At 62.5% G+C, this 16,999-nt stretch carries 13 protein-coding genes; 8 read left to right on the forward strand and 5 right to left on the reverse strand.

Annotation, left to right across the window (positions count from 1 at the left end; all coding sequences use genetic code 11):
- Nucleotides 1-224: 224 nt before the first annotated feature.
- Both AC0L2A_RS20765 and AC0L2A_RS20770 read right to left on the reverse strand, forming a co-directional pair.
- Entirely contained in the window at nt 225-1,331 is a 1,107-nt protein-coding gene (locus tag AC0L2A_RS20765) for a glycosyltransferase (RefSeq protein ID WP_473610401.1), read from the reverse strand.
- A gap of 8 nt (nt 1,332-1,339) precedes the next feature.
- The gene (locus AC0L2A_RS20770; protein ID WP_473610403.1) at nt 1,340-2,785 is read right to left on the reverse strand and encodes a GumC family protein; all 1,446 of its coding nucleotides are present in this window, start codon (nt 2,783-2,785) and stop codon (nt 1,340-1,342) included.
- Here AC0L2A_RS20770 and AC0L2A_RS20775 point away from each other — a divergent pair.
- Both AC0L2A_RS20775 and AC0L2A_RS20780 read left to right on the forward strand, forming a co-directional pair.
- A complete protein-coding gene (locus AC0L2A_RS20775; protein WP_473610404.1) occupies nt 2,784-3,080 on the forward strand; it encodes a hypothetical protein in 297 nt (98 codons plus the stop codon). The genes AC0L2A_RS20770 and AC0L2A_RS20775 overlap by 2 nt on opposite strands.
- Nucleotides 3,077-4,384 (forward strand): VpsF family polysaccharide biosynthesis protein, encoded by a 1,308-nt coding sequence (locus tag AC0L2A_RS20780; RefSeq protein WP_473610406.1) that lies wholly within the window; start codon nt 3,077-3,079, stop codon nt 4,382-4,384. Before AC0L2A_RS20775 ends, AC0L2A_RS20780 begins: the two co-directional genes overlap by 4 nt.
- A 17-nt stretch (nt 4,385-4,401) precedes the next feature.
- Here the strand turns inward: AC0L2A_RS20780 and AC0L2A_RS20785 are convergent, their stop codons facing one another.
- Nucleotides 4,402-5,844 carry a glucosamine inositolphosphorylceramide transferase family protein gene (locus tag AC0L2A_RS20785; protein ID WP_473610407.1) on the reverse strand — a complete coding sequence of 481 codons (1,443 nt, stop codon included), beginning with the start codon at nt 5,842-5,844 and terminating at the stop codon, nt 4,402-4,404.
- A 198-nt stretch (nt 5,845-6,042) separates the two neighbouring features.
- Between AC0L2A_RS20785 and wecB the strand changes: the two genes are divergently transcribed.
- Genes wecB through AC0L2A_RS20800 form a run of 3 tightly spaced genes read left to right on the forward strand, consistent with a single transcriptional unit; the run spans nt 6,043 to nt 9,321 of the window.
- Nucleotides 6,043-7,197, forward strand: a complete 1,155-nt coding sequence (wecB, locus tag AC0L2A_RS20790) for a non-hydrolyzing UDP-N-acetylglucosamine 2-epimerase (RefSeq protein ID WP_091596635.1) — start codon at nt 6,043-6,045, stop codon at nt 7,195-7,197.
- Nucleotides 7,190-8,521, forward strand: coding sequence for a UDP-N-acetyl-D-mannosamine dehydrogenase (gene wecC, locus AC0L2A_RS20795; RefSeq protein WP_473610408.1), 1,332 nt, complete (start codon nt 7,190-7,192; stop codon nt 8,519-8,521). Before wecB ends, wecC begins: the two co-directional genes overlap by 8 nt.
- A complete protein-coding gene (locus AC0L2A_RS20800) occupies nt 8,518-9,321 on the forward strand; it encodes a WecB/TagA/CpsF family glycosyltransferase (protein WP_473610409.1) in 804 nt (267 codons plus the stop codon). The genes wecC and AC0L2A_RS20800 overlap by 4 nt, the downstream gene beginning before the upstream one ends.
- Before the next feature lie 103 nt (nt 9,322-9,424).
- Here the strand turns inward: AC0L2A_RS20800 and AC0L2A_RS20805 are convergent, their stop codons facing one another.
- Complete coding sequence (locus AC0L2A_RS20805) at nt 9,425-10,864, reverse strand: lipopolysaccharide biosynthesis protein (RefSeq protein ID WP_473610411.1); 1,440 nt, start codon at nt 10,862-10,864, stop codon at nt 9,425-9,427.
- A gap of 165 nt (nt 10,865-11,029) precedes the next feature.
- Between AC0L2A_RS20805 and AC0L2A_RS20810 the strand changes: the two genes are divergently transcribed.
- Together AC0L2A_RS20810 and AC0L2A_RS20815 are read left to right on the forward strand one after the other, a co-directional pair.
- Nucleotides 11,030-12,157, forward strand: coding sequence for a glycosyltransferase family 4 protein (locus AC0L2A_RS20810; protein WP_473610412.1), 1,128 nt, complete (start codon nt 11,030-11,032; stop codon nt 12,155-12,157).
- On the forward strand, nt 12,144-13,562 hold the full coding sequence (locus AC0L2A_RS20815; RefSeq protein WP_473610414.1) for a phenylacetate--CoA ligase family protein: 1,419 nt from the start codon (nt 12,144-12,146) through the stop codon (nt 13,560-13,562). The genes AC0L2A_RS20810 and AC0L2A_RS20815 overlap by 14 nt, the downstream gene beginning before the upstream one ends.
- Here the strand turns inward: AC0L2A_RS20815 and AC0L2A_RS20820 are convergent.
- Complete coding sequence (locus AC0L2A_RS20820) at nt 13,556-14,800, reverse strand: glycoside hydrolase family 5 protein (protein ID WP_473610415.1); 1,245 nt, start codon at nt 14,798-14,800, stop codon at nt 13,556-13,558. The genes AC0L2A_RS20815 and AC0L2A_RS20820 overlap by 7 nt on opposite strands.
- A 117-nt stretch (nt 14,801-14,917) precedes the next feature.
- On the opposite strand from AC0L2A_RS20820, the gene AC0L2A_RS20825 reads away from it, so the two are divergent.
- Nucleotides 14,918-16,825 (forward strand): heparinase II/III family protein, encoded by a 1,908-nt coding sequence (locus AC0L2A_RS20825; RefSeq protein WP_473610416.1) that lies wholly within the window; start codon nt 14,918-14,920, stop codon nt 16,823-16,825.
- Nucleotides 16,826-16,999: the final 174 nt, after the last annotated feature.

A 16,999-nucleotide genomic window follows, 5' to 3' on the forward strand; every position in this document is an offset into this window, starting at 1 on the left:
CGCGCGGCTGCCCGCGCTCCTGCCGCGGTGACCGACCTGCTGCTTTTCTTCATCCGCTGCTATCAGATTTCGATGTCGGCGCGAAAGGCGATAGCGGCTGGCGTCAATCAGCGCCAGCGCGAAATTCCTTGGCCAAAGCGCGTCGCGTCTGCGACGCGCTTTAGCCTTTTGTTTTTGTGCATGTCGTTGACCCAAAACCGCTGCGCACTTTTGGGCGACATGCATTAGAGCAGCGCTTCGTACAGATCGCCGATCTTTTCAACTTCGAAATCCGATGCCCTGCTTTTCAGGGTGGTGGCAGAAGTGGGGTTGTCCAGCATATCAGCAATCGCCTTTGCCATAGCCGCGGCATTGCCGACCGGCACCAGGGCGCCGAAACGACCGTCACCGAGAATCTCGCGCGGGCCATGTGGCGCATCTGTGGAGACTACCGGGACGCCCGCAGCCATGGCCTCGACCAGCACATTGCCAAAGCCTTCGCTCGTCGAGGAAAGCACGAACAGATCGGCTGCGGCATAACAGGCGGCTGGGTCGTTGACGTAGCCAGCAAAGAGGACATCCGTGCCGATGCCGGTTTCCTCGGCATAGGCGCGCAATTCGGCAGCCAGCGGACCTTCACCGAAGATGACAAGCCGAGCGCGGCGGCCGGCGCGCAGGATAGCGAAAGCCCGCAGCAAGGTCCGATGGTCCTTGACCGGCACCAGGCGCCCGGCGGTGGCGATGACCGGGCCATCGCCCATCGTCGCCAGCTGTGCCTGCCATGCATGGGAATCTTGTTCGAGCGCCGCAACCGGCGGCAGCGGATTGTTGATGACGACAATCTTGGATTTAGGAAAGCCGCGGGCCGCAAGGTCGCAGCCGACACCCGCTGAGACGGCGATGGCGTTGGTTGCGCGCGCTGCAACCAGCGCGGAAAGCCAGACCGCTATTCTCGCGCCGAGGCTGCTGGAAGGCAGTGAGGCGGCTGCGTGGAAGCTTGGAAAAAACCGCGCCCGGCTTCGCGCCAGGAGAAGCGCCAGCGCCACGATCAGATTGGCAAACTCCGGGGCGCTGTAGACCGCATGCGGACCAAGGCGGCTGAACAAACCTGCGCTTCGCACGATGCCTTTCAGCGTCTCCCACTTGCCGTAACCCTCGCCCTGGATGGGAAGGTCGAAATCGACCAGATGCACGGCGGGGGAGCGCAGCGCGGCGTTGGGTCCTTCCGCGTTCCAGGTAAAAAGTGTGACATCGTGCCCACGCGATGCCAATTCATTTGCCATGAGGACGAAGACACGCTCGGCGCCGCCGCCCCTGAGACTGGCGATGTGAAAGACAATGCGCTTCGCCATGCCTGGATTCAGGCTCGGCTGACGCCGATGCCTGATCGGTTCGGCGGCTGGCGCATGTCGCGAACGATGCCCATGGCAATGGCCAGCAGCATGCCCAGAGCAAAGCCGGCGAAAGCTCCCAGGCCTGCCGTCACAGGGGTGCGGGGCGGCCACGAGCGACCCGGTGGCGGCACGGCGGTGGAAATCACCTGCACATTTGTGGTGTCGATCTGCTCGCGCTCGGTGATTTGGCGCGCGCGAGACAGGAAGCTTTCATAAACCGCCCTTCTCGAGGCGGCGTCGCGTTCAAGCTCACGCAGGGCGACCTGGGACTCGCTGTCGGTGAAAACGTTGTTCTTCAGATCGTTCATCCTGGCGGTGAGAGAAGCCAACGAGGCGTTGGCCTTGTCCAGGTTAGCTTTTGCCGTGCCGACCGTGCGCGAGAACTCCGCCCTGAGTTGAGAACTGACGGTTTCGAATTCTGTCCTGAGCCGGACGATCGTCGGGTGGCGCGGACCATAGGTCATGGACTGAGAATCGATCTGCTGCCGCAAGCCATTCGCCTTGTCGCGCAACACTGAGAGTGCTGCCGAAACCGCGGGGTCAGGATTGGCCCCATTGACACCGGAACCAACCAAGGTGTCGTAACTTGCCTGCGCCGCGATGACGCGCGATTGCGCCTCGCCAATTTCGCTATTGAGCTGCGTCATCGTCTGCGAACTGACAAGCTGGCCATTGCTGGCCGACAAATTGTGGCTGCGCCTGTAGCTCTCGACCTTCTCTTCGGCTGCCTGCACGTCGCGCTTGAGTTGGCCGAGCCGGCCCTCAAGAGCAGCTGCGGCACGGCCGGCGCCAGCAGCTTCGGACTTGGCCAGTTCTTCCTGGAAAGCCTTCACCATGGCTTGCGAGATCAGGATCGCCTTGCCGGTGGTTTCTGCCGATACCGCAAGGGTTGTGACGAACGAGGTTTCATCTGCAGCGACGCTGACCCGCTGCGCCAGGCTTTTCTGGGCGATAAGCTTCGGATCGGACTTGCCGCCACTCGCTGCAGCACCAGAGGTGGAAGCGGTCTGGTCCGGATCGAAAAACTCCGGATCATTGGCGAGACCGAGTTCGTCCACCACACGTGCAAGCACGTTGCCGGAGGTCAAGATGCGCTGCTTGCTGCGCGCGTTCAGTATTTGGCTGTCGACCTGGCCCGGTTGCGAGTAGACATCGTTTTCCACAACCTGCAAATTGGCAGGATTGATGAGGATTTCCGTCGTAACGGTATAACGCTGTTTGCTCAGCAACCCGTAGGCGGCGCCGATGACGCCGCCGGCTACTGCCAGCATCAATGCCCAGACGAGCCCGGCACGCAGCCAGAGAAACAGGCGTCGAAAATCGAGCTCGAGGAAATCGCCGATCTTGTCGAGCGTCACCGTTGGGACAGGCTCGGGCGTGGGCGGAGTGACAGGGGCAGGGGGGCGTGCCATGACCGGAGCATCCTGTTGCAGCCTTGCCCTGCTGGCGCGCCGCGCATTGGCGATCCGCTCGAACGCGCTGACGTCGGAACCCGCTGTAGAGGGAGGGGTTGTGCCGGAAGCGGCGGACATGGTGCTAACTCTGGTTATTCGCTACGCGGACCAGCACTACAGAAAGATCGTTAACATGTCATTTTCCAAGTTGGCATATTTTGCCGAGTCACGCACCGCGTCAGTTCAGCGGTCCCTTGAATGGATCTCGTTGGCCAGAATGGCGTTTGAATACTTCCACGTGGATCGGCCATGAGCTATCCAGCTGCCGTATCGGAACGATCCAGCCAGGCGCGCCGTCAGAACGCGCTGTCGCTTCTGTTTTTCCTGTGCGCTGCGTTGGCGTTCCTGCTCCGCTTCACGGTCTCACCGCAGATCATGAACACGGTCGTCGACTATACCGCCGACGGCGGTTCGTTCTACGAGAAACTGCATGTCGGCACCTATGCTATCTTCCTGCTGCTTCCTGTCGTCCTTTTCAGCCGACCGTTTCTGCTGCAAGGCGACGAAATTGGAATCTTCAAGGCTTTGCTGCTCTATTCTGCGGTGATTTTCGCGCTGGTGCCGTATCTGTTCATCACCGGCCGTGCCGGCTCCTCCGGGTTTATCATCGATACCTATCTGGTGGCGGGCGCCGCAGGCCTGTTGATGCTGGCCCTGAACGCGCAAGTGCGGCGAGCCTTGGGCGACCTCGTGCTTGGGATGGTGGTCCTCAGCGCTGTGATTGGCACGATCGAAGCGGTGACTCAACATCGATTTCTGCCCTACGGTCTCAACGAACTGCAGTTCAGGCCGATCGGCCTATCGGCGCACCCGCTGGCCCTGGGCGCGCTCTGCGCCACAGTCATCGGGTTCGTACCGCTGACGAACTGGCGCATATGGGTGCGGGTGCTGGCGATCTTCGTATTGCTCGTCGGTTGTGCTGCATCAGGCGCCCGCGCCGCCCTGTTGCTCGCTGCCGCAGAAACCCTCATCCTGCTGATGTTCGTGCCCTGGCCGCGCCTGTCGCTCAAGCATCAGCGGCAGGCCAAGTCTGTCGTGCTGCTGTTCGCCGTGGCGGGCGGCGCAGTGCTGGTGGCCATACTGTTTTCGGGCGGGCTGCTGAACCGGTTCGGCAACACGATCTTTGACGAAAACTTCATGGCGCGGGTGACGATCTACCAGGTGTTCGGGCTTGTCAGCTGGAAAGACATCCTGTTCGGCATGAACGTCGACGACCTCTTGGCAATCGTCAACGAGAAGTTGCATCTGCCCTACATCGAGAGCGCGCCGGTGGTCATCATCATGCTGTTCGGCTTGCCGATAGCCGCGCTCTTTATCGTGCTGGTATTCTGGTTCATTTTCCGGTTGCTGCGCGGGGCGCCGCTGCCGGCATGGATCGGCACCATGACGTTCCTGCTTGCTGCGCTGTCGAACAACGCGCTCTCGTCAAAATCGCCGGAGATCACCATTATCGTGGTGCTGCTGCTTGCCTATAGAAACGCTTCGTTTCGAAGCGGGCCGGGGAGCATACTGTCGGCCGCGGCTGCATCGGAGCCAAAACTGAATCGGCCTGGATAGCGCAGGCTACAGACGCGTCAGCCGGCGCTATCCACAACCTCGAGATTGCCTGCGCGGTTGAGCGTGTGAATGCCCGTGCGGGCCCATGCCGTCCCCGGGCCGATCGGGCGGGGCGGCGCAAAACTGACATCGAAATGGTCAAGCCGGTCCAGACGCATCAACCCGAGACCGCCGCCGTAAGCTCTCGATCCGTTTTGCACCGGCAGCACCAGGGCGTCACCGTGGCGGATAAAGGCGCCGCCGGGGCGAGCGGCCGAGTGATCGACGGCGATGGGATTGAGCGCGTGCGCAACCCACGGCCCGCGCAGCGAGGCTGCGGAATAGACCGCCATCGTGTCCGACGCGCTGCCATAACCGAACCGCTCCGCCCCCAACAGCCAGAAGCGGCCGCCCGATTCGAGCAGCGTGGCGTCATTGAAATCCTTGTCCGTCAACAGCACGGTGTCGCGTACCCAGCGATCTGGAAACTGCGCGGCGCGGTAGAGCACAAGCTCGCGCGCCGCCGCACTTTCAGGAATCATGAAAATCTCGCCGGCGTGAGCGAACACCTGCGGATACGACAGGTGGTGCTTTTCCTCCAGCACCACCCTCGGCACGCCGAAGCTGCCGTCGTCACCCAGTTCGGCGACAGAAATCACGCCGCGACCCGTAGCGTAGGGAAATTCCTCGACAAACAGATAGTGGCGGCCATCCCGCTCGAGCACGAACGGATCGGCATAGAATCGCTGGCCATCGTCCGGCAGGACGGTGAACGGCTTACCGTCGAGCTGCCCGGTTTCGGCGACACCTGGCCCGTCGATCAGCCGATAGGCAACCTGCCAATAGAAGGGACGCCGTCCAAGCCTGAGTTTTTGCACGGCGCGATCGACCAACCCCTTGCAGAAAAAAGGCAGATAGTGCCGGACAAACCTGCCGTTCCTCAGGATCGGCGCCGGGCTATCGGCTATCGGCGCAAGTTCGCCCGCGGCAAAACGGGCGACGCTTTGCGCGACCAGCGAGATGGCCCCAGCGAGCAGGTCGTTGCAGCTGCGAGACAGCCAGAGCCGGTCGCTGAGCATCGGTCGCCCCCGAGCGACTGCGACGCTATCGAGGCGAACGGCAAGTTCGGGCAATCGCCCGCTCGCCAGCATCTCGGCCACACCGGCGGGGAACGTGCTGCGGCCGCAAAATTCGAGCGTCAGAACCGGCGTGCCACGTCGTGCGGCAGTGCCGGTGAGATCGATTATGAGGTCGGCCGGACCAGAACCGCCAGACGGCAACGGCTCGGAGCGGCTTGCCAATGAGGGACCGAAGCGCCGGCTCTCGATCGCCAGCACAACATCCAGGCCGCGTGCAATCGGCGCAGGCGTCGGCGCGCGGCCGCTCGAAACCACGTGACCGCCTGCGCTCAACCGCACCAGAAGCGCATCTTCCCAGCGCCGAGATCCGACCGTGTGGCCGATAATTAAAATATTAGTCAATCGAATATATTCTTTTTCAAGACTACTCTGCCAGGATACCTATCGGTTCAGGCTTTCATAAGAGTTACCGGTGAGGACGTGGGCTTGGCTGTTAATCATATATTAAGATTTAAGATCACGGAGGCGGCTTCTGCCGCTATTATAGCTCGTGGCGAATAATCGGCAGGTCGCGACGCCTTCTGGCGACCAGGATCAGCAATGAACATCCTTTCACATCCAAAACTGCCGTCCAGGCAAAAACTGCTGATCGTGTTCGGCACCAGGCCTGAGGCGCTCAAATGCTTTCCGGTGGTGCGTGCCGCGCTTGCCCATCCAGGTTTCATCACCGAGACATGCATCACCGGCCAGCATCGCGAGATGGTCGACCAGGTCATCGAACTGACCGGCCTGCCGGTGCATCATGATCTCAACATCATGCAGCCCGGCCAGACATTGTTCGACGTGACCTCGCGCGTGCTGCTGGGCATGGCCGAAGTGCTGGAGCAGGCGAAGCCTGATATCGTCCTCGTGCAAGGCGACACGACCACGGCGATGACTGCGGCTTTGGCTGCCTTCTACAAGCGCATCCCGGTCGCCCATATCGAGGCCGGATTGCGCAGCCACAATATCAACTCTCCGTTTCCAGAGGAACTGAACCGCAAGATTGCCGGCGATATCGCGACCTGGCATTTCGCGCCGACCATCCAGGCGCGCGACAATCTCATCGCCGAAGGAAAGGCTGCGAGCACCATCTTCGTGACCGGCAACACGGTGATCGACACGCTGTTGCATTTTTCCGGCGCGATCGACGCCGACAGTCTGATGAGCGCAAAACTCGCCGCCGGTTTCCCGTTCCTCGATCCGGCCAAGAAAATGGTGCTCGTCACCGGTCATCGTCGTGAGAATTTCGACGGCGGCATCCATCGTATCTGCACGGCGCTGAAGGGGCTGGCAATGCGCGAGGACGTGCAGATCGTCTATCCGGTCCATCCCAACCCCAATGTGCGCTCGGTGGTCAACGCAGAACTGGGCGGCGTGCCCAACATCCACCTGGTCGACCCGCAGGACTATCTGCCGTTCCTGTTCCTGCAGAAGCAGAGCTATCTGGTGCTGACCGATAGCGGCGGCGTGCAGGAAGAAGCGCCTTCGCTCGGCAAGCCGGTGCTGGTGATGCGTGAGAATACCGAGCGGCCCGAGGGGATCGCGGCGGGCACCGCCCGTCTCGTCGGCACCGATATCCAAAAGATCCTGTTGAATGCCAACAGCCTGCTCGACGACCAGGCGGCCTATCGCGGCATGGCGGAACGACACAACCCATATGGCGATGGCCGGGCCAGTAACCGGATCGTTGAGGAACTGCTGCATCATGGCTGAGATCAAGACCGTTTCCGTTATCGGCATGGGCTATATCGGCCTGCCGACCTGTGCCATCTTCGCCAGTCGCGGGCTCGACGTCATCGGCGTCGACGTCAACGAAGCGGTGGTCGAGAAGGTCAATCGCGGCGAGATCCACATCGTCGAGCCGGACCTCGATGGTCTGATCCAGAAGGTTGTCGCCAACGGCAAGCTCAGGGCTTTCAGCATGCCGCAGCCGGCGGACGCCTTTGTCATCGCCGTGCCGACCCCGATGACCGAGGACCACAAGCCTGACGTGAGCTATGTGCTCGCGGCGGCACGCAGCATTGCCTCGGTGCTGAAGCGGGGAGACCTTGTGGTGCTGGAATCGACATCGCCGGTCGGCACGACGCGCATCATGACCGGACTGCTTGCCGAGTTGCGGCCCGACCTCAAATTTCCTCTCGTGCATGGCGAACAGGCCGATGTCCTGGTCGCCTATTCGCCCGAGCGGGTGTTGCCGGGAAAGGTCCTTACCGAGTTGATCAACAACGATCGCTCGATCGGCGGACTGTCGCGCAAGTCGTCGGAACGCACCGCAGCACTCTATTCAACCTTTGTTGCCGGCGACCTGTTCACGACCCAGGCCGAAAGCGCGGAACTGGTGAAGCTGACCGAGAACGCGTTCCGCGACGTCAACATCGCCTTTGCCAACGAGCTTGCCGCAGTGTGCCAGGATCTGTCGCTCAACGTCTGGGAGGTGATCGATCTCGCCAACCGGCACCCCCGCGTCAACATCCTGCAGCCAAGCCCGGGGGTCGGCGGCCACTGCATTGCGGTCGATCCGTACTTTATCATCGATGCCGCGCCCAACAGCACGCGGCTGATGGCTTCGGCACGCCGGATCAATTCCGAGCGTCCGTTGTCGGTGGTCAGGGATATACAAGCCTTGCTCGACCCGTCCCGCAAGCAGACGATCGCTTGCCTTGGCCTCAGCTTCAAACCCAATATCGACGATATGCGCGAGAGCCCGGCCGTCGAGGTGGTGAAGCTTTTGTCGGATATTCCCAACCTGAAGATCATTGCGGCTGAACCCAACGCACACAGGCTGCCGCATGAGCTCGAGGGCAAGGGCATCGTCTTCACCGATGCGCTTTCCGCCATCGACCAGTGCGATATCGTCGTCCTGCTGGTCGACCATCGGCAGTTCAATCTGGTCGATCCCGAAGCGCTCAAGGACAAGAAACTCATCGACACCAGGGGTTTGTGGACCTGGCGCAAGGCACGCAAGCCCGACGCCCGCATCGAAGGCAAGAAATCAGCGCTCGAGGCGCTTCCTGCAAGTGCAGAGGAGGCCGCATGAACGCGCACGACCCGGCATGGGCGCAGCATCGCCTGTTGGCGTCGCGGCGCCGGGAATTCCTCGGCGCGCCGATCCATGCGCTGACCATGGCCGAGACGCTGGCCATCGCCGATGAGGCGATGACCCTGCGGCGGCCGCTGCATCATGTGGTGGTGAATGTCGCCAAGCTTGTGAACATGCGCAACAATAGCGAGTTGCGGGAGGATGTGGCGACGGCGGATGTGATCAACGTCGACGGCATCGGCGTGCTTTGGGGGGCGCGTCTTTGCGGGGTCGCGCTGCCGGAGCGGGTGGCCGGCGTCGACATCATGATCAATCTGCTGAGCCTCTGCGCAAATCGTGGCTTCAGGCCCTTCCTCCTGGGCGCCGAACAATCCGTGCTCGATGCCGTTGGAATGCGACTTGCCAGGGATCATCCGGGTCTCGTTGTCGCCGGCATGCGCAATGGCTATTTCAAGCCGGAAGACGAGGCCGGCATCGTCCAGGCGATCAACGCCTCGGGGGCCAACTGCCTGTTGGTGGCGATGCCGACGCCGCGCAAGGAGCGCTTTATCAAGCGCTATCGTGACGAACTCACCCCGAGTTTCGTCATGGGCGTGGGCGGCAGTTTCGATGTCTATGGCGGCAAGGTTGCCCGGGCGCCAAAACTGGTTCAAGCGGCCGGTCTGGAATGGCTGTTTCGCGTGGCACAGGAGCCGCGACGCTTGTGGCGCCGCTACTATGACACCAACACCGCCTACGCGGCGCTGCTGTGCCGGGAGTTATGGGGCCGTCGGGGACGCCGGAAGGTCGATCCATAAATAGCTTTACCAGGGCGCCGACCCTGGGCTGCTGCATCAGTCCGAAGTCGGAGCCGCTTTTTCCAGGACTATGGAACGACAATTCGGCAAATGCCGTTGCGGCCTATGCGAGCCGCAGCCGCGCCCTCAGCTTGGCTACGAATTGCATCGCGGCGGCGGGATAAAACAGCCAGGTCAGCCCGAAGAAAACCACTGCGCCAGCGGCACCGCCGGCAACGAGCGAGAAGATGGCCGGCATATTGCCGAGCAGAGCGCTGGCAAGGCTGGCGGCCAGCCCGGTGCTGAGCGAGATGACGACCGACATGCCGATGTCGCGCCATGGCACCGGCACCGGCGTCAGCCGTTCGCTGATGACGATGCAGGCTAAAAGGCCCGCCAGCGATCCGCCCGCCAGCGCCAAAGCAGCGCCGACCTCCGCCATCGGCGGGATCAACAGCACGGACAATGCGATTGTCGCCACCGAGCCGAAGGAATTGGCGATGATCAGCAGCCACGGCCGCTTGTGTGCGTGCACCACGGTGCCATAGACGAAGCTGGCGAGATTGGCACACAGCACACTGAAGGCGATGATCGGAAAGAGCAGGCCGAAACGGCCGTGATACTCGGCGGGCAGCAGGAGTTGCGTGATATCGCTGCTGAGTGCGACCAGCATCGCTGCAACCGGCAGGCAAAGCCGCATCATCAAGGCCATCAATTGCGACAGCAGCCGGCCCGATGCCGCGGGCCCGTCGTCGTCGAACCGGCTGACCACCTCGGGAAAGGCGCCCATGTTGATGGAATTGGCAACCATATCGATCGGCTGGCGGGCCAGTGCATAGGCTGCAGCGAAGATCGCCACTGCGCCGGCATCGTAATAGATCTTGAGGAACACACGCTCGGCGCTGTGCAGGCCGAAGCCGACCAGCGCCATGATGACCAGGGGCACGCCGAGGACGAAGAACTCCTTTTGGGTGAAGCGTGGCGGACCGGCAACGACGCGTCGGGATGCCATGATGCCCGCCACGATGCCGGCGATCAGTACACCGAGGCTGGAGCCGAGCGATACCGTCAGAAAGGAATCTTGAAACATGACGATGGCGCCGATCGGCAGCGCCAGCTGCAGCACGGCGCGCAGGAACTCGAGCATCGAATAGACCGAATGACGCTGCTGCATCTGCAGCACCGTCAACGCGTAGCGGCCGATGGAACCGGCGATCAGGTAGCTGCAGACGGCGATCGCGAACTCGACCCACCGCTCCGGCACGATCACTGCAGAGGCGATCACGGATATGATCAGCGCCAGCGCCGTGCTGGCAAGCAACACCCGCCCGGCCAGTATCAGGCTGCCGCGGCTGACGTCGCCTTTGCCGCCAAGCCTGAGCAAAGCGATGCGCAGCCAGTTGGTGACCGCAATATCGGTCATTTCGCCGACGGTCACCACCAGGGTCAGCAGCCCATACTCGGTCTGGTCGACCAGCCGCGTCACGATGACCAGCAGGAGCAGCGCGGAAATCCGCGTCAGCAGGATCGCCGGGGCGTAGATGAGCGTGGAACGCAGCAGCAAAGGGTTGTCCCCGGAAAATTCCGCCTCGACTAACCGTCGACCGGCGGAAAATCCAGCGCGACAGCGGCGAAGGGTGAACAGATTCAGTTTGAACTAAAAGATTTGCCGTAAACTTACCGGGAACGTTTGCTTTGTGGTTACGCGGTCCGTGCTATCGAGAATACCATGCTGCAAAGTCTCTTACCCGATCGAAAAATACATGTCCTGGTCGCGACCCCGTCGGGTGTGTCGGGGCAGGGCGGCATCGACCGCATCATGGCGGCGCTCGATCGCGAACTCCAACGGCAGGGAGACGGAAAGGTCGAAGCGCGGTTCCTTCCCAGTCGCGGTTCGGGCTCGGTCGCGCTGTCGGTCCTCTACATGATTGGCTTTTGCCTTCGGATGGTGGTCGCGCGTGTTGCCGGCCGTGCCGACGTCGTTCACATCAACGTATCGAGCTTTGGCAGTACCTACCGCAAGATGGTCATCGCGAGGTGCGCGCGATTGCTCGGCATCCCCTATGTGCTGCATTTGCATGGAGCTCAATACCAGACGTTCTGGAAGGAAAACCGCAGCTTCATGAGCCGCCGCATCCGGCATATGTTCGAGCATGCCGATCGGATCGTGGTTCTGGGCCGTATCTGGCGCGACTTCGTCACTGCACGGGCGCCAGGCGCGGCCGCGAACATAGTGATTGTGCCCAATGCGACCGAAGTCCCGTCCCTGGCCCATGTCGGTGGTGGAGACAGCGTTCACATCCTGTTCCTGGGCCGTATCGGCGACCGCAAGGGCGTGCCGCAATTGTTGGACGCACTGCATCGCATGAAGCCTGTCAGGCAGTGGCGCGCCACAATCGCCGGCGATGGTGACGTCGAGGCCGTACGGGCAAGATCGGCCGGGCTGGGGCTTGCCGGATGTATCGCCTTTCCAGGCTGGGTGGGTCCGAACGAGGTTGCATCGCTGATCGCTTCGGCCGACATTCTGGCGCTCCCCTCATTCGCCGAAAACCTCCCGGTCTCGGTCATCGAGGGAATGGCCTCCGGCCTCGCGGTGGTCACCACGCCTGTCGGCGCGGTAGAGGACATCATCATCGACAGGAAAACCGGGTTGCTGGTGCCGCCCGGCGATGTGGCGGCGCTGACCGAGGCACTAACAGAACTGGTTGACGACACGGCGTTGCGCGCCCGTCTTGGCTCCGCTGCCATGGCAGTGCACCGGGAACGGCTGGAGCTTTCTTCGTTCGCGGCATCGATATGCCGTGTGTGGCAAGAGGCGGCAAACGGCAGGCCGGTGCAAAATCATGAATTTTCTTGACGTAGCGCGCGGTGCCTATGTGCGAAGCCCGCCGGCGGTCAGGCGGCTGCTGGCGCCCATGCTGGCACTGGCGCCAACGCGGGTGAAATTTGGTGCGACCTATCGGGCATGGCGGAGCCGGATCGCCAAGGCCGCCGAGGATCCTGTCTATGCCGGGCAATTTCATCTGGCCGCGCTGCGCGCACTGTTGCAGAAAGCCCATGCCGGCAGTCCGTTCTATCGCGAGTCGATCGACCAGGCCCTCGGTTCTGGTTTCGATCTGTCGAGGCTGGGACTTGCCGACCTGCGCCGCCTCCCGATCCTGTCCAAGGACATCCTGCGGGCGGCTGGAACTGCAGCATTGGCGGTGCCGATTGCCCAACTGGATGAGGCCTCCGGCAACGGCTCCAGCACCGACAAGCCATTTCGCTTCTATCTCGATAAGGATCGGAGCGCCCGCGAGATGGCGTTTGTCTACCACGTCTGGTCGCGGATCGGTTATGATGAAGACACGGCGCGCGTCTGCTTCCGCGGGTTCAGCCTCGATGCCACCGGCAAACGACTGCATGAATGGGACCCGGCACTTCGCGAGCTAAGGCTCTCTGTCTTTCCAATGACGGTCGACGACGCCGATGCCTATCTCGACCTGATCGACGCACGGGGCATCGCGTATTTTTATGGCTATCCCTCGGCCATAGAGCTGTTTTGCCGGCATATGCGCGTGCTTGACCGAATACCAAAACGGCCCGTCAAGGGCATCATGATGATCTCGGAGCCAGTCCATCCCCATCAACGGGAGATCATCCGAAGCGTTCTTGGCAACGTACCGGTGTCCTGCTTCTATGGACTCAGCGAAAAGGTGCTGTTCGCCGAAGAAACGCCCGGAGCCCCCGGCAGCTACGAGTTCAATCCTCTCTACGGCCTCGCCGAATTGGTCGATGCGGCAGGCGAGCCGGTAACAGAGACAGGCAAGGAGGGAAGGCTCGTCGGCACTGGCTTCCTGTCGACCGGCATGCCTTTCATCCGCTACGATACCGGCGACTCTGCCCGGTTGGTGGAATTGCCGAATGAGGCAAACGGCCAGCGGCTTAGAGTCGAGGCTGTCATGCCGCGCCGAAACGTCGACTATCTGGTGACCGCCGACGGCAGCCGGGTGGTGACGACGCACCTGGTGCCTGACGGTCCCGCATTCTTCGACGGCATAGAGGAGCTGCAATTCTACCAGGACCAGCCCGGCGAGGTATTGATTCGCTATATCCCGACCGCCGGGGCGGCACCTGCCTGCGCCGCGCGACTCGCCGAGACGTTGGTCAACCGCACAAACGGTCGTATCCGGTTTTGCCTGAAAGCGGTGGACCGCATTGCCGCCGGGCGGGGCGGCAAGCGGGCGCTCATCAACCAGCAACTCGACATGTCGCGTTACTGAGACGCAAGACCCAGCGCTCGCACCAGTCCGGCATCGGCTATGGGCGGTCCATCGGGGAGGATCAGCGACATCCCATGCGGATTGGCGAATTCCCAGACAGACCAGGGTATCGCGAAGCGTTCCGCCTGCTGGCGCACGGATTCGAGATAGCGCAGACGGTCAGCGTCGAACGCGCCCATGCGGCCGTCCGCAGACATGAGGATGACGCCGAATTCGCCCATGAACAGTCGCCGGCCTGGAATGCCATGCGCCTCGGCCCAGTCGATCGCCTGACGGAAGCTCGCCTCGAGTTGGCTCGGCCCCCAATTCTGCTCGAAATACCGGGCGATTGCTTGACGCGCCGCGACCATGTTCATCACCTGCTCGACCGGGCTCAAGCCGGCGGCGTCCATCCGGGCCTTAAGGGTTTCGGTCACCTTTTCGGGCGTGCTGCTGTCGGCCGGCCAAGGCAGCCCCGAGGCGAAAGCGCCTGTCCCGTCGGACCGCTGGTGCGTGAAACTGTGCGGCTCGTACATATGGAAGCTGTAGTAGACATTCGGATCGTCAAAGCCGGGGGCGAGATTGACCAGTCCGGCAATGCTGCCGCCACAGGCGCCTGTTGCGACGATGGTGAGTTCACTGCTGACTGCGCGAATATCGCGGACCGTGTCTGCCATGATCCGCTGCCAGTCATCGCTGCCGCTCGAATCACAGGGGTAGTATGCCGGCTCGTTGTAAGGCTCGAGGGCTACCTTGTCGGTGCCAACCCTGGCCAGCATGGCGGCGACCGCCACAACCATTTGGCGATAGCTGGCGACGCCTTCGCTGTCGGCACCGTCATAGATCATCTCCATGCTGTAGGCCGGAACCTGGGTGACGCCGTGCAGGTCGAAAACCACCTTGAGGCCGGCCGACGTGACCCGCTCGACCGCGGCGGCAAGTATGTCGAGCGCCTGCTGGCGTTTGGCGCCCCGGCTGGCAAGCAGAGGGCCGGGGTCGACGCTCAGCCGGACGAAGTCGAAGCCCATCGACCGAATGTGCGTAAACGCGTCGCCGGGCCAATCGGTGAGCGGCCTATGTCCAGCGCGCCACTCCTGCTCGCTGCGATAGGGCGGCCAACGGTAGGATCCATCCTCCTCCACCGGCGACCAGTTGAGCCATTCATGCACGCCAACGCCGCGCTGCAGCGGGATCGGCGCAGCGCTGGCGGCTATCGCCATGCCGAGCATCCACGCTGCAACAAACGCCGTCCTTCTCATCGCCACTCTTTCCGTTTCATGGTTGGAGATATTAACCGCAGGATCGGAAAAGAGGATTGCGGTCGCTCGGCTTTTCGACAGCATGGTATACAAGAATCGAAACCCTGGCGGGGCGGTATGAGAATCGGCTGGTACATCAACCGGTTGCGCAGCATGGAGCCGGCTGAGGTGTTGCACCGGCTGGGCGAGCAGCGTCGAAGGATCGCTTCGCGCCGCCGCGACGGCGGTTGGCAGCGTTATGCTTCGCCCCGGTTGCATCCGGTGCTGCGTGGATTGCGCGATGCTGTGCTGGCTGCGACACCGGCACAACGGCAAGCCATAGCGGCGGCGGCGCAAAACACGCTTGGCGGCGAGTTTTCCGCACTTGGGCGGACATGGCCGCGGCGCGATTCCGATCGGCTGTTTCCTCCCGAGCTTTGGCGTCTTGATCCGGTCACCGGCAGGCTTTGGCCGGGTGGCGAGGCCCATACTTTCGATATCGATTTTCGCAATGGCGGCGGCCGCGGCGATGTAAAATATGTGTGGGAGATCAACCGGCTGCAGCAGTTGCCGCCACTGGCCGCCCACCTGCTTCTCGCCGGCGACGACCAGTCCCGGAGGGCCATAGAGGCGGCGATCGACAGCTGGCATTCAGCCAACCCGCCGTTTCGGGGGGTTGGCTGGGCCTCCGGCATCGAAGTCGCGCTGCGAGCCATCAGCCTGATTGTCACCATGGACCTGGTCGGCGACCGACTTGGCGCGGCGACACGGCAGCACGTGGGCGAAATACTGGCGGCAAGCGCCTATTGGCTGCCGCGGTTCCCCTCCCGTTTTTCCTCCGCCAACAATCATCTCGTCGCAGAACTGGCTGGCGAGTATCTGATCGGCCTGGCGTTGGGGGCCGCACCCGACGCTGCACGCGAAGCCCTCCTGGCTGAGGCGCGCAAGCAGATTCTCGCCGATGGCGCCGGTGCCGAGCAGACCCCGACATACGCGGCCTTCACCGCCGAACTCATCTTGCTGTGCGCCGCCGCGGCACGCCAGGCCGGAACGCCGTTTGCCTCGCCCGTTGAAGCGCGCCTGGCCGCTTTTGCCAATTTTGTCGCCTGGCTGCCACAAGCCGCCGGCTTTGGCGACAATGACGAAGGTCGCGTGCTGACGCTTGGGGACGAGCCGGATTATGTCCGATCCGTCGCCGCCGCCATCCATGGCTTTCTACAGATGCCGGGCAACGCTGCTGAGCCCGACGATTTTCGGGCGCTTGTCTTTGGCACGCCGTCGGAGCCGGCACCGGTGTCGCGTGGGCTGCAAACGTTCACGCAGGGCGGGCTCTCGGTCTGGCGCGGCGAGATGAACGGCCGCAGCATCGATCTGACATTCGACCACGGCCCGCTCGGCTATCTCTCGATAGCGGCTCACGGCCATGCGGACGCGCTGTCGCTCACCTTGTGCATCGATGGCGAGCCGGTGCTGGTCGATCCCGGCACCTGGCTCTACGGTTCGGGAGGCGTCTGGCGCAACTGGTTTCGCTCGACACCGGCGCATAACACGCTGAATATCGAGGGCAAAAGCCAAAGCATCATCGCCGGGATGTTCAACTGGTCGCACAAGGCGATTGCGGAGTTGGTGGAGAGCGAGCCGGGAACGCACTGGAAGATGCGCGCCCGCCATGACGGCTATAAAAGCCGCTTCGGCGTCGTGCATCAGCGCACCGTGACGCACCAGGCCGACGGCATCGTCGTGAACGATCAACTGCTCGGCGGCAGGCGCGTGGCCGAGATCGTCTTTCAACTCGCAGCCGGCCTCGGCACCGACCGGGACGAAAATACGGTCACCGTACTGCGCGGCGACGAGCCGCTGATAGCCATGCGCTTTCCGGACGCTGCGGTCGACATCCGCGCCGGCGGCGACGCACCGGGGCAGGGCGGTTGGGTTTCACCGCGTTTTGGCGTCAGGCAGCCGGCCGAACGCATCGCCTGGCGTGGCGAAGTGGGCGAAGACGGAATTGAGATACAGCTCGCGGCAATCGCCCCGCCGCCGCTATGATAGCGACCGGCGCTGCAGCGGAGCGGCCTCTCCGGTGTTTCGGCCATGTTCGAGATTAATTGCGTTCGAACTTTTAGCGTTTTGTTACGGTTGAACTGCTAGTCTGGCGCAAATCCGGCATGCTTATGCTTGTTGCAGCCGCAATAGCCATTTGGCTGCCGGCAACATGCAGTG

It is taken from the genome of Mesorhizobium sp. WSM4844 (genome assembly GCF_055811775.1).

Bases quoted from the DNA above. Each gene is read 5' to 3' on its own strand.
- wecB (WP_091596635.1), top strand. From the start codon at position 6,043: ATGAACATCCTTTCACATCCAAAACTGCCGTCCAGGCAAAAACTGCTG.
- AC0L2A_RS20775 (WP_473610404.1), top strand. From the start codon at position 2,784: ATGACCGGAGCATCCTGTTGCAGCCTTGCCCTGCTGGCGCGCCGCGCA.
- AC0L2A_RS20800 (WP_473610409.1), top strand. From the start codon at position 8,518: ATGAACGCGCACGACCCGGCATGGGCGCAGCATCGCCTGTTGGCGTCG.
- AC0L2A_RS20765 (WP_473610401.1), bottom strand. From the start codon at position 1,331: ATGGCGAAGCGCATTGTCTTTCACATCGCCAGTCTCAGGGGCGGCGGC.
- AC0L2A_RS20780 (WP_473610406.1), top strand. From the start codon at position 3,077: ATGAGCTATCCAGCTGCCGTATCGGAACGATCCAGCCAGGCGCGCCGT.
- AC0L2A_RS20770 (WP_473610403.1), bottom strand. From the start codon at position 2,785: ATGGCACGCCCCCCTGCCCCTGTCACTCCGCCCACGCCCGAGCCTGTC.
- AC0L2A_RS20815 (WP_473610414.1), top strand. From the start codon at position 12,144: ATGAATTTTCTTGACGTAGCGCGCGGTGCCTATGTGCGAAGCCCGCCG.
- wecC (WP_473610408.1), top strand. From the start codon at position 7,190: ATGGCTGAGATCAAGACCGTTTCCGTTATCGGCATGGGCTATATCGGC.
- AC0L2A_RS20810 (WP_473610412.1), top strand. From the start codon at position 11,030: ATGCTGCAAAGTCTCTTACCCGATCGAAAAATACATGTCCTGGTCGCG.
- AC0L2A_RS20820 (WP_473610415.1), bottom strand. From the start codon at position 14,800: ATGAGAAGGACGGCGTTTGTTGCAGCGTGGATGCTCGGCATGGCGATA.
- AC0L2A_RS20825 (WP_473610416.1), top strand. From the start codon at position 14,918: ATGAGAATCGGCTGGTACATCAACCGGTTGCGCAGCATGGAGCCGGCT.